19 protein-coding genes are annotated in these 19,629 nt (G+C 61.9%); 17 read left to right on the forward strand and 2 right to left on the reverse strand.

The annotated features are described in order from the left end of the window. Positions 1–168 precede the first annotated feature (168 nt). Together BT116_RS05225 and BT116_RS05230 are read right to left on the reverse strand one after the other, a co-directional pair. Positions 169–744 (reverse strand): ANTAR domain-containing response regulator, encoded by a 576-nt coding sequence (locus BT116_RS05225; protein ID WP_047737436.1) that lies wholly within the window; start codon positions 742–744, stop codon positions 169–171. Positions 745–758: 14 nt separating this feature from the next. Continuing rightward, positions 759–1,970 (reverse strand): CmpA/NrtA family ABC transporter substrate-binding protein, encoded by a 1,212-nt coding sequence (locus BT116_RS05230; protein ID WP_072340747.1) that lies wholly within the window; start codon positions 1,968–1,970, stop codon positions 759–761. A gap of 242 nt (positions 1,971–2,212) precedes the next feature. Here BT116_RS05230 and BT116_RS05235 point away from each other — a divergent pair, with 242 nt between their 5' ends. From BT116_RS05235 to BT116_RS05320, 17 genes are all read left to right on the forward strand, one after another. Further along, positions 2,213–2,950, forward strand: coding sequence for a helix-turn-helix domain-containing protein (locus BT116_RS05235; RefSeq protein WP_072340750.1), 738 nt, complete (start codon positions 2,213–2,215; stop codon positions 2,948–2,950). Between the two features lie 4 nt (positions 2,951–2,954). Then, positions 2,955–4,610, forward strand: a complete 1,656-nt coding sequence (gene sctC / locus BT116_RS05240) for a type III secretion system outer membrane ring subunit SctC (RefSeq protein ID WP_072340752.1) — start codon at positions 2,955–2,957, stop codon at positions 4,608–4,610. Continuing rightward, entirely contained in the window at positions 4,607–5,710 is a 1,104-nt protein-coding gene (gene sctW, locus BT116_RS05245; protein WP_072340755.1) for a type III secretion system gatekeeper subunit SctW, read from the forward strand. The genes sctC and sctW overlap by 4 nt, the downstream gene beginning before the upstream one ends. A 2-nt stretch (positions 5,711–5,712) precedes the next feature. Then, positions 5,713–7,764: an EscV/YscV/HrcV family type III secretion system export apparatus protein gene (locus BT116_RS05250; protein ID WP_305883108.1), complete on the forward strand. Its 2,052-nt coding sequence runs from the start codon at positions 5,713–5,715 to the stop codon at positions 7,762–7,764. A gap of 37 nt (positions 7,765–7,801) precedes the next feature. After that, entirely contained in the window at positions 7,802–9,088 is a 1,287-nt protein-coding gene (gene sctN / locus BT116_RS05255; RefSeq protein ID WP_072340760.1) for a type III secretion system ATPase SctN, read from the forward strand. Continuing rightward, the gene (locus BT116_RS05260) at positions 9,072–9,527 is read left to right on the forward strand and encodes a type III secretion protein (RefSeq protein WP_072340763.1); all 456 of its coding nucleotides are present in this window, start codon (positions 9,072–9,074) and stop codon (positions 9,525–9,527) included. Before sctN ends, BT116_RS05260 begins: the two co-directional genes overlap by 17 nt. Next, a complete protein-coding gene (locus BT116_RS05265; RefSeq protein WP_072340766.1) occupies positions 9,524–10,399 on the forward strand; it encodes a SpaN/EivJ family type III secretion system needle length determinant in 876 nt (291 codons plus the stop codon). The genes BT116_RS05260 and BT116_RS05265 overlap by 4 nt, the downstream gene beginning before the upstream one ends. Next, positions 10,396–11,319 carry a FliM/FliN family flagellar motor switch protein gene (locus BT116_RS05270; protein WP_072340769.1) on the forward strand — a complete coding sequence of 308 codons (924 nt, stop codon included), beginning with the start codon at positions 10,396–10,398 and terminating at the stop codon, positions 11,317–11,319. The genes BT116_RS05265 and BT116_RS05270 overlap by 4 nt, the downstream gene beginning before the upstream one ends. Continuing rightward, positions 11,312–11,971: an EscR/YscR/HrcR family type III secretion system export apparatus protein gene (locus BT116_RS05275; RefSeq protein ID WP_072340771.1), complete on the forward strand. Its 660-nt coding sequence runs from the start codon at positions 11,312–11,314 to the stop codon at positions 11,969–11,971. Before BT116_RS05270 ends, BT116_RS05275 begins: the two co-directional genes overlap by 8 nt. Positions 11,972–11,979: 8 nt before the next feature. Beyond that, positions 11,980–12,234, forward strand: a complete 255-nt coding sequence (locus BT116_RS05280) for an EscS/YscS/HrcS family type III secretion system export apparatus protein (RefSeq protein ID WP_020795892.1) — start codon at positions 11,980–11,982, stop codon at positions 12,232–12,234. Positions 12,235–12,238: 4 nt separating this feature from the next. After that, positions 12,239–13,042: a type III secretion system export apparatus subunit SctT gene (sctT, locus tag BT116_RS05285; RefSeq protein WP_072340774.1), complete on the forward strand. Its 804-nt coding sequence runs from the start codon at positions 12,239–12,241 to the stop codon at positions 13,040–13,042. After that, entirely contained in the window at positions 13,017–14,051 is a 1,035-nt protein-coding gene (locus tag BT116_RS05290; protein WP_072340776.1) for an EscU/YscU/HrcU family type III secretion system export apparatus switch protein, read from the forward strand. Before sctT ends, BT116_RS05290 begins: the two co-directional genes overlap by 26 nt. Positions 14,052–14,327: 276 nt before the next feature. Then, complete coding sequence (gene sicA / locus BT116_RS05295) at positions 14,328–14,810, forward strand: type III secretion system translocator chaperone SicA (protein WP_072340779.1); 483 nt, start codon at positions 14,328–14,330, stop codon at positions 14,808–14,810. 2 nt (positions 14,811–14,812) lie between these two features. Continuing rightward, the gene (gene sctE / locus BT116_RS05300) at positions 14,813–16,582 is read left to right on the forward strand and encodes a type III secretion system translocon subunit SseC family protein (protein WP_072340782.1); all 1,770 of its coding nucleotides are present in this window, start codon (positions 14,813–14,815) and stop codon (positions 16,580–16,582) included. Positions 16,583–16,726: 144 nt separating this feature from the next. Continuing rightward, positions 16,727–17,959: an IpaC/SipC family type III secretion system effector gene (locus tag BT116_RS31355; protein ID WP_256572526.1), complete on the forward strand. Its 1,233-nt coding sequence runs from the start codon at positions 16,727–16,729 to the stop codon at positions 17,957–17,959. A gap of 10 nt (positions 17,960–17,969) precedes the next feature. Further along, the gene (locus tag BT116_RS05315; RefSeq protein ID WP_072340784.1) at positions 17,970–19,079 is read left to right on the forward strand and encodes an IpaD/SipD/SspD family type III secretion system needle tip protein; all 1,110 of its coding nucleotides are present in this window, start codon (positions 17,970–17,972) and stop codon (positions 19,077–19,079) included. A 43-nt stretch (positions 19,080–19,122) separates the two neighbouring features. After that, the gene (locus BT116_RS05320; protein ID WP_256572528.1) at positions 19,123–19,359 is read left to right on the forward strand and encodes an acyl carrier protein; all 237 of its coding nucleotides are present in this window, start codon (positions 19,123–19,125) and stop codon (positions 19,357–19,359) included. Positions 19,360–19,629 lie beyond the last annotated feature (270 nt).

The raw sequence follows: 19,629 nt of genomic DNA on the forward strand, positions 1-19,629 counted from the left end.
CCAGGGACGCTCCGCGTTCCGCTTCTGGAAGGTGACGCAGAGCGTCACGGGATGCATTACCACGCAGAGCGTGGGAACGAGCAAGTTGTGGGGGTATGGAAGATCGTTCCTCACGCAGAGCGCGGGAACGATCATCAGTAGGGCGGTAAGGCAGGCGCTACAAGGCCTTCAGCCCAGCAGCTCATTCATGGCAATGATCTGCTCCGCCACCTGGATCAGCTTCTGCTGGCGGCTCATGGCCTGGCGGCGCATCAAGGTGTAGGCCTGTTCTTCGTTGCAGTCCTTCATCTTCATCAACATGCCCTTGGCCAGTTCGATGCGCTTGCGCTCGGCCAGTTGCTGGTCGCGGGCCAGGAGCTGGGCGCGCAGGGCCTGGTCGCTTTCGAAGCGGGCCATGGCCACGTCGAGGATCGGTTGCAGGCGCGCGGCATGGATGCCTTCGACAATGTAGGCGCTGACGCCCGACTTGATCGCCTGGCGCATGACATCCGGGTCGTGCTCGTCGGTAAACATGACGATCGGTCGTGGTTGGTCGCGGCTGACCAGCACCACTTGCTCCATGACATCGCGTCCGGGTGACTCGGTATCGATCAGGATCACGTCCGGACGCACCGTTTCGACGCGCGCCGGCAGGTCGATGGTCAATCCGGATTCATCGATGACTTCGAATCCGGCTTCAATCAGGGCGGCTTTGAGGCGGCCGACTTTTTTCGCGGTGTCGTTGATCAGCAGGATACGCAGCATGGTCGAGGCTCCTGTCAGCGGCTGGCGAAAAGGGGAGCCGCATCGCTCAAGGCGTGCAGTTTGAAGCTGCGGGCGTACTGGGCCGGGTCCGAACCGTCCCAGGTGGTGCCATCGATCAACTGGCTGCTGCGCATGTCCTGGCGCGGGGAGGCGATGCCTAGTGCGTCAGCGGCTTCACGGTACAGCTTGAGCTGCTGGACGTCCTGGGCCACGGCCAGGTAATCCGGGTCTTCGCGCAACAAGCCCCAGCGACGGAACTGGGTCATGAACCACATGCCGTCGGACAGGTACGGCAGGTTCACCTCGCCATTGCCGTGGAAGCGCATGGCATGGGGATCCTGCCAACTGTTGCCCAGGCCATCGGCATAGATCCCCAGCAAGCGCGGCTCGATGCAATCCAGTGGCGCGTCGAGGTATTCGGGCGCGCTCAATAGTTGCGCGGTGCTGCGACGGTTTTCCGTGCTTTGTTCGATAAAGCGGCTGGCTTCAAGGATCGCCATCACCAGCGCCCTGGCGGTATTGGGGTACTGCTCGACGAACGCGCGGGTGCAGCCCAACACTTTTTCCGGATGATCGGGCCAGATGGTCTGGGTGGTCGCCAGGGTGAAGCCCAGGTTCTGCTTCACCGCGCTGGCGCACCAGGGTTCACCGACGCAGAAGCCGTCGATACGCCCGGCCTGCAGGTGCGCGATCATTTGCGGCGGCGGCACCACCACGCTGTCGACATCCGACAAGGGATGGATGCCCTGGGCGGCGAGCCAGTAATAAAGCCACATGGCGTGGGTGCCGGTGGGGAAGGTCTGGGCGAAGGTCAGTTTCGGGCGAGTTTGGTGCACATGCTGCTCCAGTGCCTCAGGACTGGTCACGCCTTGGGCCTGGAGGCCATGGGACAGGTTGATGCTCTGGCCGTTCTGGTTCAGCCCCATCAGCACCGCCATGTCAGTCGGCGCGACGCCACCGATGCCCAGATGCACCGCATAAATCAGGCCGTACAGGCTGTGGGCGGCATCGATTTCACCGCTGACCAGCTTGTCCCGCAGGTTGGCCCAGGACGTCTGGCGCTTGAGGTTCAGGGTCAGGCCATAGGGTTGGGCGAAGCCCTGGGTCGCGGCCACCACCAGCGGGGCGCAGTCACTCAAGGCCATGAAGCCCAGGTCGATCGCGCTCTTTTCCGGGGCATCGCTGCCGTTGACCCAAGCCAGGGGGTTGGCTGGAACTTCATTCATTGCGCATCACCTTCCACGTAAAAAAGCGCCGTACCCAGCGCTGCCAGGGCAGGGCCGGATGACGACGCCGTTGTCCTTTAAATCAGTGTGGCACTCATTCCGCCATTGGCATGGGCGCCGATGAACGAAAAGGGTGCAAGGCATATGCCAGTGCATGCCCCATCACCTTTCCATCAAGATTCAAGACGCCGGGTCTTTCATCCTGTCGGCCCTTCCAAGGCTACGTAGCAAAGGAGACCGGTGTGCAGGACAAATCATCTCGCTCCACGACATTGCCTGAACAGCGCGAACGGGTGCTGCACCTGCGTGTTGCACAAAGCCCGGTTCAACTGAGTGCTGCGAGGTTTGGCGTCAGTCATCGCCTGCCGGTCGGTTGGGAAGGCTTGGTGGTGTCGGGTGATTCGCTGCGCTGGAGTGGTGGCCCGTTGCACGTCCAGCCTGTGGCTGCGGCGCCGCTGGTGAAGTTGCAGGCTTTTTTCGACATGAGCAATGCCTTCGTCGAGGTCGGGCAACGGGGGGCAGTTGGACCGTGGGCCCTGTTGCCGGTGACCGAGGAAGTCGTCCGCTCCCAGGAACGATTCGAACGCTGGTTCATCGGCCAGGCGCTGGGCAGCACCGCGGCCTATCACGCGGCTGCCAACCTGTTGCGGCATCATGAGAGCTACGGGCTCGTACGGTTTTTATTGGAACAAGGCACCCACAGCGAAAAACTCAACACGTTGGCCCAGCGCTACGGCGTGTCGGTTTCGCATTTTCGGCGGCTGTGCCAACAGGCCCTGGGGAGCGCGGCCAAACCGGTGTTGCGCGGCTGGCGCACGGCCCAGGCGCTGCTGAACATGAGTCTTCAGGACGGCTCGCTGACCGACGTGGCGCTGGAGTTCGGCTTTGCCTCCTCTTCACACTTTTCCAAGGAAGTCCGCGAACTGGTGGGCTTCGCCCCCAGCAGCCTGGCGGATATCACCTACCTGCCAGGCAAGTGAGTCGATGAGCCAGCGACGATTTTCCCTGACCCTTTCATGGCTGTGCCTGAGTACCGCGATGCTGCTCCCAGCATTGGCCGCCCGGGCCGATGTCTACACCTTCGAAGCCCGAGAGCAGAGCGCGCGGACTTTTTTCAGCGAGTTGTCCGGGTCGTTGGGCAAGCCGGTCATTGTCAGCAAGGCCGCGGCGGCCAAACGGATCGGCGGCACGTTCGACCTGCGCACGCCGCAACGGACTTTCGAGCGTGTCAGCGCGCAGATGGGGCTGATCTGGTACAGCGATGGCCAGGCGATCTATCTGTATGACGCCTCGGAAATCAAAAGCTCGATGATGTCGCTGCAGACCCTGACCGTCGCCAAGCTCCAGGCCTTCCTGGGGCGTTCGGGGCTGCACGATGTCCGGTATCCGTTGCGTCACGACGGTCTGCGAACGTTCCATGTCTCGGGCCCGCCGATCTATGTCGACCTGGTGGTGCAAGCCGCCGGCTTGATGGACAACCAGCGTTCGGAGCTGCTGTTGGGCAAGCAGCAGATCGGTGTGATCCAGGTGCGAAACACCTTTGTCAGTGACCGCAACTATGAGCTGCGCGACGACAAGGTGACCATTCCAGGACTGGCCACTGTGATCGAGGCCCTGTTGCGCGGCGAAAAGCACGAGATCGAACCGTCGGTGGCGCAAGGCTCCGCGTCGGGAGTGCGGGGCGCGATGCCGCTGTTTCCCCTGGAGGGGCTGGCGGACACCCCCTCGAACCAAGACCCGACGGCCCCGCGAATCATTGCGCGGGAGGTGGCCGCCGGCAACATTCGAGTGGTGGCCTACCCGGACACCAACAGCCTGTTGGTCAAGGGGCTGCCGGAGCAGGTGCGCTTCATCGAGAACCTGGTCAACGCCCTGGACACGCCGAAACGCCACGTCGAGTTGTCGTTGTGGATCATCGACCTGCACAAGGATGAACTCAACCAGTTGGGCATCAGCTGGCAAGGCGCGGTGAAGTCCGGGGCCACCTTCAGCGCATCGCTCAACGCCGGCTCGGCGACCACCCTCGATGGCGCCTCGTTCGTCACCCAGGTCATGGCCCTGGAGCGGACCCAGCGGGCCAATGTCGTCTCGCGCCCGGTGATCCTGACGCAAGAGAACGTGCCGGCGATCTTCGACAACAACCGCACCTTCTATGCCCCCTTGGTCGGGGAGCGCAGTGTCGATCTGCAGCATGTGACCTATGGCACGTTGGTGAATGTACTGCCGCGTTTCGCCCACGCGGACGAGATCGAGATGTCGCTCAATATCGAGGACGGCAACGAAGTCGAGAGTCCGGGCCAGGGTGAGCGCCAGGGCGCGTTGCCGACGGTCGGTCGCACCCGCATCAGTACCGTAGCGCGAGTACCCCAAGGCAAGAGTCTGTTGGTGGGCGGTTTCACCCGCGATGACCATGGCGAGCAGATCGGACGCGTCCCGGTGCTGGGGTCGATTCCCTGGATCGGTCGGTTATTCAGCTATCGTCAGGGGCGCTCGGCCAACACGGTGCGTGTGTTCCTGATCCAGCCCAAGGAGATTCGCGAGGCTTTTGAACCGGCCACGAGCGAGCCGGGCGGGCAGTTACTGACCCCGCAGCAGCACGAACGGGTGCGTCGGATGTACTTCCGGATGTCAGAGAAATGATGCTGCCCCCGGTTTCCCTCGGTGGCCGGGCCGCCCAGGCGCGGCTGAATGCCGAGAAAGCCGCCGAACATCCACAGCCGCCAGTCGATGCCGAGGCGCCGGAGGACAGCGCAACGGCTGCGGTGGCGCAGCGCCTCGTACAGATCAGCGACGAACTCTCGGCGGCATTGACCCAGTTCCGTGGCCGCCGGTTGTTCGAGCTCAAATCCGAGGCCATGACCGACACCTTCGAGCGCGTGCTGGAAGACGACACCGTGCCCAAGGCGCGGCAGGTGCTGAGTCTGGCGCGGTTGGCGGACAAGCCCGTCGCCTGGTTACTGCAAATGGCGCGAAGCCTGTTTCCCGACGACAGCGACCTGGCGCTGGTGCTGCGGGCGTTGTTGCGCCGCAAAAACCTGGAAACGCTGACCCGCCAGCGCCTCGAAACGCTGTTGCAGACGGTGGTTGCCCAAGCCTCCCCCAAGCGCCTGAACGCCGGAATCAACGCGGCGCTCAAGGCCCGGATGTTCGGCAAGAGCCTGGCGGTGCGGGCCGGCCTGTTGCGCGAGAGCTACCGGGATTTCCTCGAGTCCGACGAAGGCCCGCTCAGTTGTTACCAGGACTGGATCGCCCTGTATGGCGCGGCGCAACGCAGCGGGGTGCTGGCGTTCATCGAAGCGGCGTTGCTCACCGACATCAGCGCCCAGGACCCTAGTTGCTCGCGCGCCGAGTTCGGCCAGTTGCTCGCCAAAGTGACCGACCTCAAGCGCCTGCGTTCGGCCGACGAGCAGTTTGTCGGTGCAGTGCTTGGCGATGCCGTTATCTGCCGGCACAACCCCGATGAATCCGACTGGCTGGTGTTCTTCTTCGGCGTGTTGACCTACCCCGATGACCTCGACCAGTTGTTGCTCGGTGCGTTGGGCGAACAAGTGCTGCTCAGTGCCCACCGGGAGCGCTCGATACTCTTGCAGACCCTGCGCCGGCTCAGCCTGCGGTTGCCCTTGCCCCTGTTTGCCGATGAGGAGGCGCCACAGCGCCTGGCCACCCAGTTCACGCGCCTGGCGGACGTCGCCTATGCCCATGAATGCATCGATCAGCGCCGCTCGGGCGGTTGCCCATGACCCTGCTCGATGGGTTTTTGCGCAACGTCGGTGCTCGCCCGGAGCTGCTGATCCTGACCTTGATGGTGATGATCATCGCCATGCTGATCATCCCCTTGCCCACGGTGCTGGTGGATTTTCTCATCGGCCTGAACATCGTCATCTCGCTGCTGGTGTTCATGGGCTCGTTCTACATCGAGCGCATCCTCAGCTATTCGACGTTCCCGGCGTTGCTGCTGTTGACGACCTTGTTTCGCCTGGCGCTGTCGATCAGCACCAGCCGGCTGATCCTCAGCCAGGCCGATGCCGGCGAGATCATCGCCTCGTTCGGTGACTTTGTGATCGGCGAAAGCCTGGTGGTGGGCTTCGTGATTTTTTCCATCGTCACCATCGTCCAGTTCATCGTGATTACCAAAGGCTCGGAGCGGGTGGCGGAAGTCGCCGCGCGTTTTTCCCTGGACGGGATGCCGGGCAAGCAGATGAGCATCGACGGTGACCTCAAGGCCGGCGCCATCGACGCGGCCCAGGCCCGGGAAAAACGCAGCGTGCTGGAGCGTGAAAGCCAGCTGTACGGGTCTTTCGACGGGGCGATGAAATTCATCAAGGGCGATGCCATCGCCGGGATCATCATTATCTTCGTCAACTTCATCGGCGGCATGGCCATCGGCGTCGGGCAACTGGGCATGGACCTGTCCACCGCGCTTTCGACCTACACCCTGTTGACCATCGGTGATGGCCTGGTGGCCCAGATCCCCGCGCTGCTGATCGCCATCGGCGCCGGTTTCATCGTCACTCGCGTCAACGGCGATGACAGCAACCTGGGGCGCAACATGCTCACCCAGATGCTCGGCAACCCGTTCGTCCTTGGTGTTACCGCGTTGCTGGCGGTGGGCGTGGGGCTGTTGCCGGGTTTCCCGTTGCTGACGTTCCTGTCGATTGCCGGCGTGTTGGGCCTGGTGGTGTTTGTGCGCCAGCGCAAATCGTCGCGACAGGCTAGTCCGGGCGAAAACCGCGCCGAAGCCGCCGAGCAAAGCACGCTGCCGAGCGAGTCAGGGCTGCTCGATGACGTCGACAACCTCGCGACAGAAACCATCGCCTTGATGCTGCTGGTGCCCAAGACGCAACTCGAGGCGCTGGAAAAGCAGCGTTGGGCGGTGCGCTTTCGCAGCCAGTTTTTCGTCGATTACGGTTTGCGCATTCCCGAGCCACGGCTGCGGGCCAGCGAGGCGCTACCGGCGCATCAAGTGGCGGTGCTGATCAACGAAGTGCGGGCCGAGCAGTTCGACATTCATTTCGATCACTGGCGCCTGCTGGATTACTCGCCGAAGCTGGACCCCCTGGGCTTTGCCTTGGTGCGCGGCAACGACAGCAATCGCCTGGGCAGTGTCTGGGTCAGCGCCGCCGACCGCGAGCGGGTGCAGCAGTTGGGCTATCACCTGCGGCCCGCCGATGAAGAATGCTATCGCTGCCTGGTCACGCTGCTGGCGCGCAACATCCAGGAGTTCTTCGGCGTGCAGGAAACCAAGCAGTTGCTCGACGAAATGGAAACCCGCTACCCCGACCTGCTCAAGGAAGTCTATCGCCACGTCACCGTGCAGAAGATCGCCGAAGTGCTGCAGCGCCTGATCGGCGAGCGCATCTCCGTGCGCAACATGAAGCTGATCCTCGAAACCCTTGCCCATTGGGCCTCCCGGGAGAAGGACGTGCTGGCGTTGGTCGAACACGTGCGCGGCGCCATGGCCCGCTACATCAGCAACAAGTTTGCCCAGGGCAACGACCTGCGCGTGCTGCTGTTGTCGCCGGAGTTCGAAGAAGTGGTGCGCCGTGGCATCCGGCAAACCTCCGGCGGCAGTTTCCTCAACCTGGAACCGGCCGAATCGGAAGAACTGATGGACCGCCTCAGTGTCGGCCTGGACAGCGTGCACATCGCCCACAAGGACATGGTGTTGCTGTGTTCGGTGGATGTGCGGCGCTACATCAAGAAACTCATCGAGGGACGCTTCCGGGAGCTGGACGTCATGTCGTTCGGCGAAATCTCCGAGAGCGTGTCCGTCAATGTCATCAAAACGCTGTGAGGACACCTTGCCAATGACGGCTGGAAATCCTGCGCCGATGAGCCTTCGGCTGGAAAGGCACGCGGCCCACCCTTTGCGTTTGAGCGGGCCATTGATCGAAGCCGCGCTGAGCGACGTGGTGGTCGGCGAAGTCTGTGAAGTGCGTCGGCACTGGCGCTCGCCCGAGGTCGCGGCGAGGGCGCAGGTGATCGGCTTCAAGCCCGGTGCCGTGTTGCTCAGCCTGCTGGGCGATGGCAAAGGCTTGTCCCGGGAGTCGATGATCGTGCCCACCGGCTCGACCTTGCAACTGACCTGCAGTGACGCCTTGCTCGGCAGTGTGGTCGATCCCCAGGGCAGGATCGTCGAGCGCCTGGCGCCTGCGACGGCGGTGGCGCAACGGGATTGTCCGGTGGATGCCGACCCGCCGTCCTACCAGCAGCGACGCCCGGTGGCGGAACCGTTGCGCACCGGCATTCGTGTCATCGATGGCTTACTGACCTGCGGCGTCGGTCAGCGCATCGGCATTTTTGCCGCCGCCGGTTCCGGCAAGACCACCTTGATCAACATGCTGATCGAGCACACCGACGCAGAGGTCTTCGTGATCGGCCTGATTGGCGAACGTGGGCGGGAGGTGACCGAGTTCATCGCGCACCTGCGCCAGTCGCCCAAGTATTCTCGTTGCGTGGTGGTGTATGCCACTTCGGATTTTTCCTCGGTGGATCGCTGCAACTCGGCGCTGCAAGCCACCACCATCGCCGAGTATTTTCGCGACCAGGGGCGGCGCGTGGTGTTGTTGCTGGACTCGTTGACCCGCTACGCCCGTGCCCGTCGCGACCTGGCCTTGGCGGCCGGTGAAGCCCCGGCGCGGCGCGGCTATCCGGCTTCGGTGTTCGATGCCTTGCCGCGCTTGCTGGAGCGACCTGGGGTGACCGCGACCGGCAGCATCACCGCCTGGTACACGGTGCTGTTGGAAAGCGACGACGAGCCGGATCCGATCGCCGAGGAGATTCGTTCCATCCTCGATGGCCATGTCTACCTCAGCCGTGCCCTGGCGGCCAAGGGGCACTACCCGGCCATCGATGTCCTGCGCAGCGTCAGCCGGGTGGCGACGCAAGTCACCACGCCGCAGGTGCAGCAACTGGCCGCGTCGACCCGGGAAACCCTGGCCCGTCTTGAACAATTGCAGGTCTTTCTCGACATGGGCGAGTACAGCCCGGGCGCGGATGCGGCCAATGACCACGCGATGCACCGGCGTGATGCCCTCGACCGATGGCTGCGCCAGCCGACGGGCGAGTGTTGCGAGCCGGACGAAACCTTACGGAGCCTGCATGAAATCCTTGCCTGAGCAGCGACGCTTGTTGGCCTTCAGCGAGTTCCGGCGGCAACGCGGCGAGCAGGCGCTGCTGCACGTCCAGCGCCAATTGCAGCCGCTGCTGACGGAGCGCGGCGGCTTCGAGGCGCAGGAAGCGGCGCTGCAAGACCTGTTGGCCAGCCATCGCGCCAATGACTGCGTGCTGGATCACGGGCAACTGTTGGCGTTGTTGCGTACCCAGGCGGTGATCCGTCGACGGATCGATCTGCTGCGGGTCGAGCGGGACCGCGTGGATCAGCAGTGCCGACAGGTCGAGCAGCAGTTGCAGGTGCAGCGCGAGCGGTTGCGTGGGCTGTTGCGCAAACACGACAAGTACGAGCGTTCCGTCCAGCAACTGTTGCGGGTTCAACGGCTTGAAGCGGTGCGCCGGGAAGAGCGGGAGCTGGAAGAAATGATGGAGGGACGGCGATGAAAGAGCTCTCAGTGGTTCCCGCTCGGCCGGTCCAGGTCCTGGACCCCGTCGACGAAGGCCCAATGGATGAGCTGCAAGACCTGCTTGTCCCGGTGCAGGAGGATGAGCTGCCACAGGGCGTGCTGGACCTGATGGTTGCGCTGGTTCGGCCTCATCGCGAGCCGATGGATAATGGTCGTGCGCTGGCCAGGCGTTCGATGAGTATTGTTCCGGGCGGCGCGGAGGTTGAGCGTGATGGGGAGCGCGCGGGTGCTCGCGAAGCGGTGGAGGTTGAAGCCGTTCGCGTGCCACCCCGTGCCCGGGTCGCAATGATTTTTCCACATGCCGGCCCACCGCTCAGCCAGATGGCACGCCATCCGTTGTCTCAACGCTTGGAGCCAGCGGGGGATCAATCAACGCTGCCGACCTACTCGGCATCGATCGAGCCGCCACGGCATGAGCCGTTCACCGCTGCCAGTGAGCAGTCGCCGGCCCGTGGCGATGAACCGCTGCCCCAGGCGCCGTTGAGCCTCCAAGGCACGCGTCACGCACCGTCGGTTGCCACGGCATCCATCCCTGCATCGACGCCACCACCCGCGCTCGATGTCGTGGTCGAGACGTTGCCGGGTGCGGATCGAGGGTTCCTGCAGGTCCCCTTCAACCGAGGGGGAGCCAGCGGACAAGTGACGATCAGCCGCGGGCCTGAGGAGCCCACTCGACCCCTGACGCTCAGCCCCAGCAATGCCCTGGTGTTCGAGCAACTCAAGGAACCTTTCGCCCTGGCCCGGGAGCCTGCCTGGCGGCTGACCGACAGCGGCGGCGAGCAGCCACACCAGGGTTCGCAGCAGGGGCCGGACGAGGATCCGGACGAACAGGCTGAGCCTGCGGCATGAGCGCATTGCAGCTACGTCGGGTCGAGCCTTTGGTGCATGCCCACGTCCAGGCGATTCAACGCTGGCGGCGCGGCGGTCGGGACGCGGGTCTGACCAAGGTGCCCAAGCGTTCCGACTATTTGAGCTTCTGCGCACAGGGTGATGGCGGGCCCTGGCGCGGGCTGATCAGGGCCCGTGACTGGTTGCACCATTCGCTCCCGACTTTGCACGCGCTGCTGACGCAGCCGTGCCCGTTGCCCCGTATCGTCGAGTTGTTCCGGGCGGTGCCACGGCCCTTGTCACTGGAGGTGGACGAGCTGCGTTACAGCCATCTGTCGGACATCGAATCCGTGGCCCCGGCGCGCTTGCCGACGGGCGAAGTGCCGTGGCTCGACACCCCCGGAGGGCGCGTGTGGTTGACCCAGTTGCCGCCCAGGAATGCCCTGCACGGTCCTGTGGCCGCCGACTCATGGCTGAAGACGTTGCCGTTACGCCTGGAGCTGATCCTCGGCGTCAGTCACCTGAGCCTTGCCAGCCGAATGCGGCTGGGGGAGGGCGACGTGCTGCGCATTACCAAGCCCATGCAACGCTGCTTTGTGGCGGGCCAATGCCTTGGCGTTTTCACCTTTACCGAAGAGGGTTTACACATGCAACCGACCGTGGCCGAGGCCAGTCCAGAGAGCCCGTCAGAACCTGCCATGGAAGTCGACCTGGGATCGCTCCCGGTGCGCCTGGAATTCCTGCTCGCCACCCATGATCTCGACCTGGCCGCGCTGTCGCAGATCGTCGCCGGGCAACTGATCCCGCTAGCTGACGACGCGGCCCGGCACATCGAAGTGCGCGCCAACGGCAAGCCCGTGGCCCTGGGCGAACTGGTGCAGTTGGATGGACAGTTGGGCGTCGAATTGCTGAAGGTCTATCGGGACGGTGACGATGAATGACGTTTCGCTGATCGCGCTGCTGGCGTTCGCTTCGTTGCTGCCGTTCCTGGTGGCAGCGGGCACTTGCTACCTCAAGTTCTCCATCGTCTTCGTCATCGTGCGCAACGCCTTGGGCTTGCAGCAAGTGCCATCGAACATGGCACTCAACGCGATTGCCCTGATGCTCGCGGTGTTCGTCATGACGCCGGTCGTGAAGCAGGGCCATGACTACTACAAGACCGAGGCGGTGGCCTTTACCGATATCGAATCGGTGGTGAATTTCGCCGAGAACGGTCTGGGCAGCTACAAGGATTACCTGCGCAAATACACCGACCCGGAGTTGGCGCTGTTCTTCGAGCGGGCCCAGGCGGTGCAGGATGAAACCGACGCCGGTTGGCCCGCCGATGAAGCGCTGGCGCCTTCGCTGTTTGCGCTGCTGCCGGCCTATGCCCTGAGTGAAATCAAGAGTGCCTTCAAGATCGGCTTCTACCTGTACCTGCCTTTCGTGATTGTCGACCTGGTGATCTCCAGCATCCTGCTGGCGCTGGGCATGATGATGATGAGCCCGGTGATCATTTCTGTGCCGATCAAGCTGGTGCTGTTTGTAGCCCTGGATGGCTGGGCGCTGCTGTCCACCGGGCTGGTCAAGCAATACCTGACCTTGCTGGCGTAGGCGCCCCCATGAACGATCTGGTCTACGCCGGCAACAAGACCCTGTACCTGATCCTGCTGATGGTGGCCTGGCCGATCATCGTCGCCACGGTGGTCGGCCTGGTGGTGGGCTTGATCCAGACCGTGACCCAGTTGCAGGAACAGACCCTGCCGTTTGGTTTCAAGCTGCTGGCGGTCGCCGCGTGCCTGTTCCTGCTCTCGGGCTGGTACGGCGAAACCCTGCTGGATTTCAGCCGCGAAGTCATTCGCCTGGCGTTGGGTTAGGCCGATGGCGGTGACGCTGTTCTTCGAGTTGTACGCCGGGTTCGCTGCCGCGCTGTTGGGCGTGGCGCGCCTGGCGCCGATTTTCTTCATGTTGCCGTTTCTCAACAGCGGCGTGCTGACCGGTGTCGCGCGCCAGGCGGTGATTGTCCTGGTGGCGCTGGGGTTCTGGGCCTACGTCGGCGTGCCGACGCCCGCCCTCGACAGCCTGGCGTTCCTCGGCTTGATGCTGCGGGAGGTGAGTATCGGCGTGCTGCTGGGTGTGCTGCTGTGCTGGCCGTTCTGGGTGCTGCATGCCATGGGCAACCTGATCGATAACCAGCGCGGCGCCATGCTCAGCAGCACGGTGGACCCGGCGAACGGTGTCGACACGTCGGAGTTGGCGAATTTTCTCCAGTTGTTCGCGGCGGCGGTGTACCTCGAAGGTGGAGGGATGCTGTTGATGCTGGAAACCGTCGCGCAGAGCTATCGCATCTGTGCGCCGGGCAACGACTGCGCGATGCACTTGCCGGCCCTCCACGCGCTATTGGATGTGTTGGTGAGCAAAACGCTGGTGATCAGTGCGCCGGTGGTGGCGACCTTGCTGGTCAGCGAAGCCTTGCTCGGTTTGCTCTCGCGCTATGCGCCGCAAATGAATGCGTTCTCCGTGTCGTTGACGGTCAAGAGCCTGGTGGCGCTGGTGGTGTTGATGCTGTATTTCGGCGTGCACCTGCCGGACGAAGTCCTGCGCATGGGCGGTATGTCCGAGGGGCTGGCGCAGTCTCTGGGCGACGGGGAGAGCGATCATGTCATCCAGCGCCTCGAAGACTGAAAAGCCCACCGCCAAGCGCCTGCGGGATGCCGCCCGCAAGGGCCAGACGTTCAAGGCCAAGGATCTGGTCATCACCTGCCTGACCCTGTGCGGCATCAGTTACCTGGTCTTCAACAGCTCGCTGTTCGAGATCATGGAGGTCTACCGGCGCATCATCGCCAACGATTTTGACGTTGAACTGCAAACCTATTCGGCGATGCTGGTGCTGGTCGGCCTCAAGGCTCTGCTGCCGCTGTTGCTGGTCTGCGTGCTGACCAGTGCGTTGCCGGCGCTGCTGCAAAGCGGTTTTGCCCTGGCCAGCGAAGCGTTGAAGCTGAATCTCGGCGCCTTGAACCCGATCAATGGCTTCAAGAAATTGTTCAGCCTGCGCACGGTCAAGGACACCTTCAAGGCGCTGTTGTACCTGGGCAGTTTTGCCATGGCGCTGTGGATCGTCTGGGTCACGCAGCGGCAATTGCTGTTTGCCCAGCTGTTCGCCCAGACGGCGGATCTGTTCGTGATCTGGGGGCATTTGCTGCTGGTGCTGGTGCTGGCGTTCCTGGCCTGCATCCTGCTGATCGTCGTGCTCGATGCCCTCAGCGAATATTGGTTGTTCATGAAGGACCAGATGATGGACAAGGACGCGGTCAAGCGTGAACACAAGGAGCAGGACGGCAACCCGCAGATCAAGGGCCGCCGCCGTGACCTGCACATGGAGCTGTTGTCGGAGCAGGTCAAATCCGACGTGCGCAGCTCGCGCATGATTATCGCCAATCCGACGCACATTGCCATCGGCGTGTATTTCCGCCCGGAAATCACCTTGTTGCCGTTCATCTCCCTGATGGAAACCAACCAACGCGCCCTGGCCGTGCGGGCGTATGCCAAGGCAGTCGGTGTGCCGGTGATCAACGACAAAGCCTTGGCCCGACGGATCTTCAAGACCCACCAGCGCTACAGCTTCCTCCAGGTGCAGGAAGTCGAGGAGGTGCTGCGCCTGCTGATCTGGTTGGAACAGGTCGAACAGGCGTGAGTCCAGGGTCATGCATAACCCTGTGGCGAGGGGATTTATCCCCGCTGGGCTGCGCAGCAGCCCCAAAACGGCGAACTCAATTGACATGGCACACCGTGCTGTCCGGTTTAGGGCCGCTGCGCGCCCCAACGGGGATAAATCCCCTCGCCACAAGGGATTTCTGCCGACCAGGGGATGGCACCCACCCCAATGAGCGCAATTTGGCAGCGTGACCTCTCGGCGTTTTGGCTCAATGCATCCGTCAGCAACGCTGACGCTTTTTCAGGAGTGTGGCCGATGAGTCGCGACAACAAACAAGACGAGCAGGTGGCCCTGGAGGTCGTGGACGCGGTACTCGGTGGCGCGGCGTTGAAAGACGTGCAAGGCATCAGTGACGAACACATGGACAGCCTCTATGCCTTCGCCTTCCAGTTCTACGAACAAGGACGGCTGGACGACGCCGAGAAGTTCTTCCACTTCCTGTGCATCTACGACTTCTACAACAGCCATTACTGGATGGGACTGGCGGCGGTGCACCAGCTCAAGCAAAACCACCAGAAGGCCATCGACCTGTATGCCATCGCGTTTGCCCAAGGCAAGAACGACTACCGGCCCATGTTGTACACCGGCCAGTGTCATCTGGCACTGGGCAAGGTCGGCAAGGCCAGGTTGTGTTTCGAATACGTGATCGAGCAAGCCGCGCAAGACGATCTGCGCGAGCAGGCCAAGGTGTATCTCGACACCCTGGCCCACATGGAACTGCACTGTTCGGAGGACTGAACATGACTGACATAGGAAGCACCCGTAGCGCTCCCTTCCTGGGGGGAATGAGCCGCACCGAAGCCTTTGAAAAGTATGGCGCGGCGGCCAGCAAGGCCGCCAGGACCACGGACTATCAGGAAGCCGGTCGCAAAGCCCTGGCGGACCTGATGTCGGTGCAATACGACGGTCACGATGGCCGCTCCGCCGCCAGTACGGGGCGACCGGTGCTGCACGCACCACCGCCACGGGCCGATGGCAACAAGCAGGAAACCAACGGTGATCTGTTCACCCTGTTGATGGCGATGATTTCCGAGCTGATCGATGAGGTCGACGTCAACAAACTGAAAAACCGCCTGGCGATGTTGCAGAGCATGGCCGGTGCCCGCCAGCAGGGGCTTGAAAACCTCTCCGCCGAATACGCCGCCGCCGTCCAGGCCATGGCGGATGCCGAGGGGGATGTCGGCAGCAGCCAGGCGCAACTCGACCAATTGCACGAGCGGGTCCTGCATTTTCAAGGACTGCTGGCAGACAGCGAAGCGCGGTTGGCACAACTGGACCCTGACTCGCCCGAATACGCTGAAGAGCTGGCCCGTCGTGACCAGCTCAAGGGCGAACTGGCGAGCCACACCCAAACGTTCAACGCAGCGACCGCCGCGCACCTGAAGCTGATTGAGATCGCCAATACCTTTGCCAAAACCTTGAGCGGGGTGATTGCGAAAGTGGTGGTGTCCGGCGGCGCAGGCCCCGACCAAAAGGAAACCGACGAAAAAGCCCTCAGCAGCAGTGCATTGGCCTTGCTCAACCGCTTGAAGATCATCGAGTTGCTCGGTGAGGCAGCGCAGAACAAGGAGGAACTGAGCCAGGAGTTGTTCCAGGAGTTGCAGGTCAAGCTTCAGGAACACATGAAGCGTGAGTCGGATAAATACCTGGAGGAAGTGCGCAAGGCCGAGGCGTTGCAGAAAACCATGGGCTGCATCGGCAAGATCGTCGGGGCGATATTGTCCGCCGCCACCATCGTCGCTGGGGTCCTGACCGCCAACGTGGCCCTGATCGTGGTTGGGGTGGTTGGCGCGGCGGTGATGATTGCCGATGCGGTGGTCGAGGAAAAAACCGGCAAGTCGTTCATGGCCGAGGCCATGAAGCCGCTCACCGTGGTCATGCAGGAGGCCATCAAGCGCTTCACCGAGCTCTACACCCAGCTACTGATCGACCTGGGCGTTGATGAAGACAAGGCCAAGGAAATCGCGCAGATCGCCGGCATGATCCAGGGTGTCGTTTCGACACTGGCCGCCATTGCCCTGGTGGCCGTCGTCGGGGCGCAGGTGATCGGGCCGATGGTCAGCGCGGTTGCCTCGAAACTTGGGTCGGTGGTCGCCCAGGCCGCGCCTGCCGCGGTGCAAGCCATGAAGCAGATGGCAACCTCAGTGGGCAACTTGCTGACCCAGCTGCTCACGCAATTACGCAGCTTGGTGACCAACGGCGCCGATGCGGTATCGCTGGCCCGTTACGCCGCCAACCTGGAGATCGCCCAGGCCGTCACCGAGTTCGGCCATGTCGCGGCGCAGGGCGTGATGCAAATCGAGGCCGGTCGGCATCAGGCCAAAGCGGCCGTGCATTTGGCCGATGTGCGAGTGCGCATGGCGATCAGCGAGGAAATCAGCAAATACCTGACCCAGGTAGTCGACGACTACGGCCAGGCGATGCGGGAGCGAACCCATCAGATTGAACAGGTATTTGCCGATCTGCAGCGCAGTCACAACGTCAGCCTGAACATGGTTCGGAACGTTTGAAATCACGGATAACAGGTACCTACGATGAACGCTATTGACACTACGAACAGGCATTACCTCGTCCCTGATGCAGGGCTGAGTGAATTGGTTGTCCAAGAGCAGTCTTCAAAAGATCGCAAAGATAAGTCTCTCTCGGCGTCGCCGATGTTCGACAAGATCACCGCAAGACAAGTCCTCCAGAACCCCAGCATCACGGCGCCTTCAGCTGCGGAGCTGGAGAGCGCGATCAACGCCTACCAGCCCACCGAGTCGGACTGGCAGGACTTTATGGCCGCCTCGATGATGCTCAGCGATGAAGTGCGCAACGAGCTGATCTTCGATCCAGGCGCCTGGGAGAAACACGCGAACGTATTGGTGGCCGCGATTATCGCGCTGAACATCGCGCGGGTCGCCAACGCTCAACTGCGTGGACATTTCAGCGTCATGGCCGCCGAGGCGGCCAAGGCCCAAGGCGCGGCCATTGTCGAGTCAGGCGAGGCGGCGATGTACAGCGCTATCACCGGGGCCATCGTTTCCGGCGCGATCTCCGGGTTCGCCCTGCTCAAGACCCTCCATGGCCAGACGTTGAAGCATGCGGATATCAACCTGCACAAACGCAACGCCATGGACGCTCGCAATATCGAACGCGACCTCAAGCTTGAACGCAGTCGCAGCGAGTGGAATCCGCAGGGCACCTACAAGATCAAGACCCTCGATGATTTCGGTCGCGCGAAGACGGTCGACTTCAAACCCAGCGGTTCCACCCGGCCAGCCGAGGACCAGGCCTGGTTCGACAAGGAAATCCTCAAGGCGCAGGAGGTCGGTCGCAACGCCAAGTGGCTGAGCGAGACAGACCCCCAGAACCGCTTGAACCTGCACAAGCCCAACGCCCTGAACGCCAGGAACATCGAGCGCGACCTCAAGCTTGAACGCGACCGCACGGACTGGAATTCGGACACCACCTACAAGATCAGGACATTCGACGCGTTCGGTCGTCCGACGCTGGTCGATTTCAAACCCAAGGGTTCGCCCCTGTCACCCAAGGACCAAGCCTGGTTCGAAAAGCAAATATCCAACGCGCAAAAGGTCAGCGAGACCTCCGACTGGCTGAGCCAGATGGGCAGCCGGGGTATTGAAAGGAAACTGGAAATCGGCCGCGCCCTCAGCGCCATGGCGACGAACCTGAGCCAAGTGGTGTCGAGCATCGTGCGCCTGGCTGAGTACACCGCGCGGGAGAAAGAGGTGCTGCAGCAAAGTGCGCAGAACAGCCAGAAGAGCCTGGGGGATGAAGTCGCTCAGAAGGACGCGGCCGATGCCGCATTGCTGCAAAAACTGATGGACATGGTCATGCAGCTTTTTCAATCACGCAGTGACGTTATTCGCGCCGTGACGGCTTGAGGAGAGGAACATGGAAATCACCAGATTCATACAGACACCTGTCGTCTTGCTGCCGAATATTGAAGCTTTGGGCGATACGCCGTTGCCTTTCAATATGCTCGATGAGACGCGCGGTGAGATACAAACGGTCAGCTCTCTGACACAGTTGCTCGACCGCTCCGTGAACGCACTCAATCGCAGCCTCGCCACTCTGCTCAGGGGCCCGTTCAACGCCAAGTCGCTGGAAGGCATGTCCACCGAGGCCGTGGCGCAACTTATCCCGGAGCTTCTCGAACAGATCCACGCCAAGCGCGATCGCTCACACCTATGGGCCCAGCGCGCCCGCCAGTGTTGTGCGGTGATGAGCCACAGCATGAAGTCCACGCTTCTGGACGAAAGTCGCCTGCGCCAACTCAATGAGGAACAAGGCGAGATCCTGCGCAGCCTCAAGCAAGCCTTGGACCAGGACAAACCCTTCGAAATCGCGGAGGCCCTGGATGCCGGGATCAATTCCTCCAATGACTTCTTCGACAAACTGCTAGAGCTGATCGACCTGATCAAGAACGGTTACCTTGCCGGTTACGAACACATCATCAAGGCCTATACCGACTTCTTCGCTGATTTCAACGCTGAAATTACCGCGAAGATGAAGGACTGGATCGAGGGGACGAACGACGGTAAAGACGTCAAGGTGAATGTCGGCGCATTACGCACCGCGTTGAACAACCTGATCAAAAAATACAGCCATCCCAACTCCGCGTCCGTACTCTTTCCGAAGCCTGGCGACGGCGCAGCGAGCAAGGAAGAAGCAGAGAAATGGCTCAAGGCCCTGGGCTTGCCCGCCAGTTGCCTGAAACAGAATCCCCCGCCGGATAGCGGCTGGTGTGTCGTCATCGACCTCAGCCCATTGACGACCATGCTAGGTAGCCTGCCGAGCGGAGGCACAGTGACGTGGGATACCGCCAAGTACAATCAATGGCAAACCGGCTTCAACGCCCAGGAAGAACGCCTGAAAAACATGCTGCAATCCCTTACCCAGAAGTATTCGAATGCCAATTCGTATCATGACAATTTCAACAAGACACTGTCGGCGCATTTGAATCAGTTTGCGGATATGTTGCGGGCGATGTTGAATTTTTAACTTCACGACTGTGCGGTGATCGATGAGTGCGTCAGTGACTGAAATGTGTATCGAGTCGGAAGTGATAAAGCTGCTGTCTGGCTATTTTTTGACGATCCAACGGAAGATAAGCAGGCATTCGCGGTTAGTGGAGGATCTGAATCTCGATTCCGTGGATGTGGTGGAAATCATCATGATTGTTGACGAAGCATTTAATGTTGAACTGCCTTCACATGAGGTGGAGGCTTGGAGGTCGGTGGCCGATATCATCCATTCGGTTGAAGCTGCGAGAGGCGCTTGATGGAGCGATAGCCGCCGTGAGCAATTTGCGGCGGTGACGCCTTAATTGCAGAGGCCTCTCTTCTTGGCCTCCCCCGAGGGCCCTACGTTGTATGTCGTGGTTTCCTACATCAATAAGATTGGAAGCCCTACGGAATCCCCCCACACATCTTCCTATAGTCACGCAGCTCGTCACCCCGAGCCTACCCCACAGGCTCAATCGCGCTTCAGTAACTTTCTATAGAGAAGTCTCAAGGTATGGACAGTGCAACTGAACAAACGCCAGTCACGT

The sequence above is a fragment of the Pseudomonas sp. NFACC16-2 genome (assembly GCF_900119205.1).
Taxonomy (GTDB): domain Bacteria; phylum Pseudomonadota; class Gammaproteobacteria; order Pseudomonadales; family Pseudomonadaceae; genus Aquipseudomonas; species Aquipseudomonas fluorescens_Q.